Source organism: uncultured Blautia sp. (genome assembly GCF_902497045.1).
Lineage (GTDB): Bacteria > Bacillota > Clostridia > Lachnospirales > Lachnospiraceae > Blautia_A.
Window position 1 is genome coordinate 1 of sequence record NZ_CABVDF010000149.1, and the last position, 6,984, is coordinate 6,984.

Genomic DNA, 6,984 nt, shown 5'->3' on the forward strand with positions numbered 1-6,984 from the left:
AGGAGGCTATAGATATGGAACTTGAAAAGTACCGGATTTATTCTGAGATGGCCAGAGGAATCAAAAAGGCTCCTATTGTGTTTAAAAATGCCAATGTTTTTTATGCACATATAGGCGAGTTCAGAAAAGGAGATGTAGCAGTTGCAGATGGTATGATCATTGGTACGGGTGATTATCAGGGAGAGAAAGAGATAGACCTTACAGGGAAATATCTTTGTCCTGGATTTATTGACAGCCATCTTCATCTGGAATCCACGCTTGTGACGCCGGGAGAATTGATTCGCCAGGCTGCCCAGTGTGGAACTACGACATTTATTGTAGATCCGCATGAATCTGCAAACGTATCAGGAACTGCAGGAATAGATTATATTCTGGAACAGACAGAGGAAGTACCGGCAAATGTATATGTGATGATGCCTTCCTGTGTACCGGCAACTTATGTAGATGACAATGGATGTACCCTTACTGCCGGAAAAATGAAAACGTATCTTGAGCATCCAAGAATTCTTGGGCTGGGAGAGGTAATGGATGCAGCTTCGGTGATCAATGGAAGTGTTGCCATGCATGAGAAATTATCTTTATTTCAGAATAAAATACGGGATGGACATGCACCATTTCTCAGCTCAGGAGATCTTGCTGCATATGCTTTGGCAGGAATTGCTACAGATCATGAATGTGTTGATTATGAGTATGCAATGGAGGAATGCAGAAATGGAATGCAGGTTCTGATTCGTGAGGGAAGTGCGGCTCGTAATCTGGATGCCATTGTATCAGGGATTGTAAAAAACGATACAGATACATCAGGATTTTGTTTTTGTACCGATGATAAACATATTGAAGACATTAGAAGAGAAGGCCATATCAATTACAATATAAGGCGTTCTGTAGAACTGGGACTCTCACCGGAAAGAGCAATACAAATCGCTACCATTCAGGCAGCAAGATGCTATGGGCTTACGCATCTGGGAGCTATAGCACCAGGATGTCAGGCAGACCTGGTGGTACTTAAAAATCTGGAAACTATGGAAGTACAGGATGTTTATCATAAAGGAAAAATAATACTGAAAGATGAAAAGACAGAAATCAGGCCATGTGCTCCTGAACTGAAAAACACAGTCCATTTGAAAGATTTTGATAAAAAAGATTTACGTCTGCCCTGTATAAATAAAAAGGCTCATGTACTGCAGATGATGGAAGGACAGATTGTTACAAAAGATCTTTACGAAGAGGTTCCTTTTAGTGAGAAACAGGATGGAAAAGATTTTATTCCAGATGAAAATTTCCAAAAAATTGCGGTTATAGAACGGCATAAATGTACCGGAAAAGTGGGAGTAGGAATTGTAAAGGGATTTGGAATCCAGGGAGGAGCGATTGCATCAAGTGTTTCCCATGATTCACATAACCTGATTGTTATTGGAGATAATGATCAGGATATGTATCTTGCGGTGAAGGAACTTGTACGAACTCAGGGAGGATATACATTGGTAGAGAAAGGAAAAGTATTCGACACTTTGCCTCTGCCTGTAATGGGACTGATGAGTGATGCAGGCTATGAAAAAGTGAATGATCTTCTTGAAAGTATGATATCAAAGGCACATTCTATGGGAATAAAAAAAGGATTTGATCCTTTTATAACATTATCTTTCATGGCGCTTCCGGTAATCCCGGATATCAGAGTAACTCCCAGAGGTGTGTATCTGGTAAACGAAGACAGGCTTCTGACCAGCCCATTTGAAGAATAAGTATATATTACGTGAATATTTACATGAAAAAGAAAAAGCATGACAGGAATTTTCCTATCGTGCTTTTTCTAGTGTAAAAATAAATTCTGTGCCTACTCCTTCTGTACTTATTACATTAATATTTTGGTCATGTGCATGGATGATTTCTTTTACAATGGACAGTCCTAGACCGGTACCTTTTTGATCTTTTCCTCTGGAAGTATCTGTTTTGTAAAAACGTTCCCATATTCTTGAAAGATTTTCTTTGGCGATTCCAACACCGTGATCTTTTACAGAAACAAATATTTTATCATTTTTTTCAGTTGTTTCTATAATGATGGTAGAATGATCCGGACTGAACTTAATTGCATTATTGAGGAGATTATGAAGTACCTGCTGAATTTGTTCAATATCAGCTCTGGCATAGAGTTCTCTGCCGGAAAGTATCAGTTCCAGAAGAATATGCCTCCTGGTACAGTCGCCCTCATAGGTGGCAGCGGCTTTTTTGATAGCATCATTGATATCAAAGGTCTGAATGTTCAGTAGCCTTTTATGGATATCCAGTTCATTGAGTGTGAGAAGGCCTTTGGTAAGCTTTTCCAGACGGTCAGCTTCATAAACAATGATTCCAAGATATTTATCTTGCATTTCCACCGGAATAGTTCCGTCTCTCATTGCTTCTACATATCCTTTGATGGAGGTAAGCGGCGAGCGGAAATCGTGCGAAACATTGGAAATAAATTGACGCTGGTACTCTCCGTTACGGTTCATTTTATCAGACATATAGTTTAGATTGTTGGCAAGATATCCAAGTTCATCGTCTGTCTGTACAGGGATTTTGTAAGAAAGATTTCCGTTGGAAAATTCATTTACTCCCTTTTTTATCTCCTGAAGAGGCTTATGTACATGTCTGCGGTATACAACCAGAATAAGCGCCATTAATCCATAAACGATCAGAAAAAGGAACTGTAGGATAGAAAGATATTGCCCTCTTTTCTGATAAAGACTGCTCATCATATAATGGATGGCAACATAGCCTTTTGTATTCATATTGTCTGTAATAGGTGCGATGACACTGAGGCGTGCGCTATCCTTAAAATAACCATAAAAGTAGCCGACCTGATAATAGTTGCCGCCCCATATAGAAGGATCAAAATTATCCAGATCAATAGGATGTCCGGCTTTGATATCCTTTCTTGTACTAAGAACGATTTTTCCGTCATTGTTGATGATCCAGATGATCGTATTTGGATAATCAGCAACCATAGTGAGTTTTTCTTTGATATTATCCAGACTGGCGGCAGTAATATTATGGCGTATATCCTCATTTTCTGCAATGCGGTAGGCACTCTGATAAAGATCTGAACTGATATCTTTTTCCAGGATAGTCTCGATCATATTAGAACCTATGATTGTTACCAAAAGAAAACCAAGGAAGCCTACAAAAAGATAGGCTTCCGTGAATTTTCGGGATATTTTTTTGATCATTTATTTTTTACCTCAAATTTATAACCAATACCCCAGACAGTGGCAATACTCCATGACGGGTTATCTTTGATCTTTTCTCTCAGTCTTTTAATATGAACATCCACGGTCCTGGTATCTCCGATATATTCATATCCCCAGATATGATCCAAAAGCTGCTCTCTTGTGAAAACCTGATTTGGAGAAGCTGCAAGAAAATAAAGAAGCTCCAGTTCCTTCGGCGGCATATCTACCTGTTTTCCCATATAAGTGACAGAATAATTTGTGAGATTAATAGTCAGGTCTGGATAGGAAACGGATTTTTCGCTGATCGGCGCAGCAGGCTGTTTGGCCTTGGATCTTCGAAGAACTGCACGAACGCGCGCGACCAGTTCCTTGGAATCAAAAGGTTTGATGATATAGTCGTCAGCTCCAAGCTCAAGTCCAAGAACTTTGTCAAAAGTCTCACCTTTGGCGGAAAGCATAATGATGGGGACATCAGAAGAATGACGGATCTCTCTGCATACCTGGTATCCGTCAATTCCCGGGAGCATCAGGTCCAGCAGAAGAAGATCCGGATGAAAGGATGCAAACTCCTTCAGTGCCTGTTCTCCATCATTGACAATCCTTGTTTCAAAGCATTCTTTTGTAAGATAAAGCGAGATTAATTCTGCTATCTTATTGTCATCATCGACAATAAGAATTTTTTGTTTTGATGTCATGAGGAACTACCTCCTGTTATTTTTTAAATTCTACGATTGTTACACCGGCATCGCCTTCGCCAAATTCACCCAGACGGAAAGAAGCCACATGCTTCTGACGGCGCAGATAGTCATGAACGCCTTTTCTGAGAGCACCGGTGCCTTTGCCATGAACTACACGGACAGATTTTAAATGAGCAATATATGCATCGTCCAGATATTTATCAAGCTCAGCGACTGCTTCGTCCACTGTCTTTCCGAGAAGATTGATCTCAGTGGAAACACTGGCAGATTTTGACATACGGATCTTGCCTGCCCCGGTTTTTTGGAGAGAAGGTGTAGTGATCACAGGTTCATCTAAAAGTTCAAGGTCTGAAAGAGAAACTTTGGAACGGATGATCCCCATCTGCACAAAAAGATAACCTTTGGAATCAGGCCGGCTGCTGACAGTTCCTTTCAGGTTCATACTGAGGACTTTTACAGAGTCACCGGGATGGATATCTTTGGCAGTAAGCAATTTTTTGGGCTTTTTCTGCTGAGGCTTTCCGGCCATATTGCTTTCTGCTTTATTCATACGTTTTCGTAGTTCCTGACGTTCTCTTTCTACAGAAGCTGTATCCACATGGTCTTTCTGGAATTTATGGAAAAGCTTCATAGTCTTATCAGCATAATCTTTGGCTTCTTCAAGAACCTTATGGGCCTCTTCATTGGCCTGGCGGAGAATACGCTCACGCTGTGCGTCCAGTTTTTCCTGACGAGATTCCAGCTGTGATTTCAGAGTTTTGATCTCTTCTTTATAGCGCTCAATTTCAAGGCGCTCGTTTTCCATGGTAATACGATTTTCTTCCAGAGAAGAAAGTACATCTTCAAAGGATACGTCCTGTTCGTTGATCTGGTCTTTTGCCCGCTGGATAATAGAATCAGAAAGACCAAGCTTGGAAGAAATTGCAAATGCGTTACTTTTGCCCGGGATACCGATCAAAAGACGGTAGGTAGGACGAAGTGTTTCTACATTAAACTCACAGCAGGCATTTTCAACACCTGGTTCGGAAAGTGCATATACTTTCAGCTCACTGTAGTGAGTGGTAGCCATGGTCCGTATTCCCTTATCATGGAGATAAGAGAGGATGGAAATGGCAAGGGCGGCTCCTTCGGTAGGATCTGTTCCGGCGCCAAGCTCATCAAACAGAACCAGAGAGCGGGAATCTGCCTTTTCCAGGAATGATACGATGTTGGTCATATGTGAGGAAAAAGTACTTAGAGACTGTTCAATGCTCTGCTCATCTCCGATATCTGCATAAATTTCATGAAAGAGAGCCAGCTGGCTGCGGTCAAGAGCCGGGATATGCAGACCGGATTGTCCCATAAGGGTAAGCAGGCCTACAGTCTTGAGAGAAACTGTTTTACCTCCGGTATTAGGTCCTGTAATGATAAGCAGGTCAAAATCCTCTCCCAGACGGATGTCAATTGGGACAACCTTTTTTTTCGGGATTAAAGGATGACGGGCTTTTTTTAGAAAGACCTTTCCTTCTTCGTTGAAAACAGGTTCGGTTCCATTCATGTCCATGGCAAGCGCTGCTCTTGCAAAAATAAAGTCAAGCTGTACCATAAGCGTAAGATTCAGGGCAATGGATTCTCGTTCTTCTGCAATCTGCTGGCTTAATGAAGAAAGAATGATCTCAATTTCCTTTTGTTCCTGAAGCTCCAGTTCACGCATATCATTGTTCAGCTTTACAATGACCATCGGCTCAATAAAAAGTGTGGAACCGGTGGAGGACTGGTCATGGATCATACCGGGAACCTGTCCTTTATATTCGGCTTTTACCGGAATACAATAGCGTCCGTTGCGCATGGTGATCACGGAATCCTGAAGATAGGTACGGGCACTTCCGTTTACAAGTCCGGACAATTGAGTATGGATCCTGTCATTGGTAATCTTCATGTTTCGACGGACCTGGCGCAGGCCGGGGCTTGCATCGTCGCTGATCTCATCTTCGGAGAGGATGCATCGGCGGATTTCTGCAGAAAGAGGTGTAAGTGGTGAAAGCTGGTCAAACATGCTGTCCAGGGAATCTGCAGAAGTATTGCTTCTTTCATTTCTGGAATAAGACTTAACCCGGGATGTATTTTCAAGCAGAGAGCATACGGCAAGAATTTCTGCTATGCCAAGAGAACTGCCTATTTCCAGACGCTTCAGTGAACCACGGATATCTTTTACACTGCCAAAAGAGATAGACCCTTTTTGAAAAAGGCGTGTTAAGGCATCCCTGGTCTGTGTCTGCATCAGGCGGATCTCATTAATATCTGTAGAGGGAAGAAGTTTTCTGCAAAGTTCTTTTCCCATAGAGGAAGAGGCTTTTTCTGTAAGCCGTTCTATTATTTTGTAATATTCTAATGATGTTAGTGCTTTTTGATTCATAATTTTTTACCTGCCTGGAAGGCAGTATCTCCTATTGCTGTAATATTTTACTATGTGATTTTTCATCATACCATATTTTTGCCTGTTTTTCCAGAACATCAGGTAAAGGTACGAAAAATGTGATTTATGTTTTGATGTTTCTATCATACATGATTTAATCCTTATTGAAAAGGAAAAAGTGCTTTTTTGTTCATGAAAAATTCATATATTTTTGCTAAAATATACTCATCTTATCAGGTTTACAGGAGGATGGTTATGGGAAATAAAAAAAATCAGGACTATCCATTTATAAAAGAAACTATCAAGCAAAGACCTATGGACAAAAGAAAAGTATTGGAAAAGCTGGGTGTGGCAGCTGCGTGTGGTATAGTATTTGGTCTTAGTGCTGTTTTTATAATTATGATATGTATGCCCGGTATCCTTGATAAATATGAACAGCAGATAAAGAAAAAAGAGATCGTACAGATTACGCCTTCAATACAACCTTCGGGAGACAGCAGCCTGCAGCAGGAGACCGCTTCCGTGGATAAGAGCACAGAAGAGATAGATGCTGCAAACAATGAAGATATACAGGAGAAATCTACGGTTTCTCATTTACAAAATATTTATAAAATGGTAAGAAAAATTGCCATGGAACCGCAGAAAGCACTGGTTAGAGTGGCTGGTATAACAGGAGATT

Annotated in this window: 4 protein-coding genes and 1 pseudogene; 2 read left to right on the top strand and 3 right to left on the bottom strand. The window is 40.9% G+C overall.

Annotated elements, in window-relative coordinates; all coding sequences use genetic code 11:
- The first annotated feature begins 14 nt into the window (after positions 1-14).
- Entirely contained in the window at positions 15-1,742 is a 1,728-nt protein-coding gene (ade, locus tag RDS42_RS10515; RefSeq protein WP_308783630.1) for an adenine deaminase, read from the top strand.
- A 54-nt stretch (positions 1,743-1,796) separates the two neighbouring features.
- On the opposite strand, the gene RDS42_RS10520 is transcribed toward ade, so the two are convergent.
- Genes RDS42_RS10520 through RDS42_RS10530 form a run of 3 tightly spaced genes read right to left on the bottom strand, consistent with a single transcriptional unit; the run spans position 1,797 to position 6,305 of the window.
- Complete coding sequence (locus tag RDS42_RS10520) at positions 1,797-3,209, bottom strand: HAMP domain-containing sensor histidine kinase (protein WP_308783631.1); 1,413 nt, start codon at positions 3,207-3,209, stop codon at positions 1,797-1,799.
- Entirely contained in the window at positions 3,206-3,907 is a 702-nt protein-coding gene (locus tag RDS42_RS10525; RefSeq protein WP_308783632.1) for a response regulator transcription factor, read from the bottom strand. Before RDS42_RS10525 ends, RDS42_RS10520 begins: the two co-directional genes overlap by 4 nt.
- Before the next feature lie 16 nt (positions 3,908-3,923).
- The gene (locus tag RDS42_RS10530) at positions 3,924-6,305 is read right to left on the bottom strand and encodes an endonuclease MutS2 (protein ID WP_308783633.1); all 2,382 of its coding nucleotides are present in this window, start codon (positions 6,303-6,305) and stop codon (positions 3,924-3,926) included.
- A gap of 255 nt (positions 6,306-6,560) precedes the next feature.
- Here RDS42_RS10530 and RDS42_RS10535 point away from each other — a divergent pair.
- Positions 6,561-6,984: pseudogene (locus RDS42_RS10535) on the top strand (hypothetical protein); the annotation flags it as partial.

Coding starts and splice junctions, on each gene's coding strand:
- ade (WP_308783630.1), top strand. CDS start 15: ATGGAACTTGAAAAGTACCGGATTTATTCTGAGATGGCCAGAGGAATC.
- RDS42_RS10520 (WP_308783631.1), bottom strand. CDS start 3,209: ATGATCAAAAAAATATCCCGAAAATTCACGGAAGCCTATCTTTTTGTA.
- RDS42_RS10525 (WP_308783632.1), bottom strand. CDS start 3,907: ATGACATCAAAACAAAAAATTCTTATTGTCGATGATGACAATAAGATA.
- RDS42_RS10530 (WP_308783633.1), bottom strand. CDS start 6,305: ATGAATCAAAAAGCACTAACATCATTAGAATATTACAAAATAATAGAA.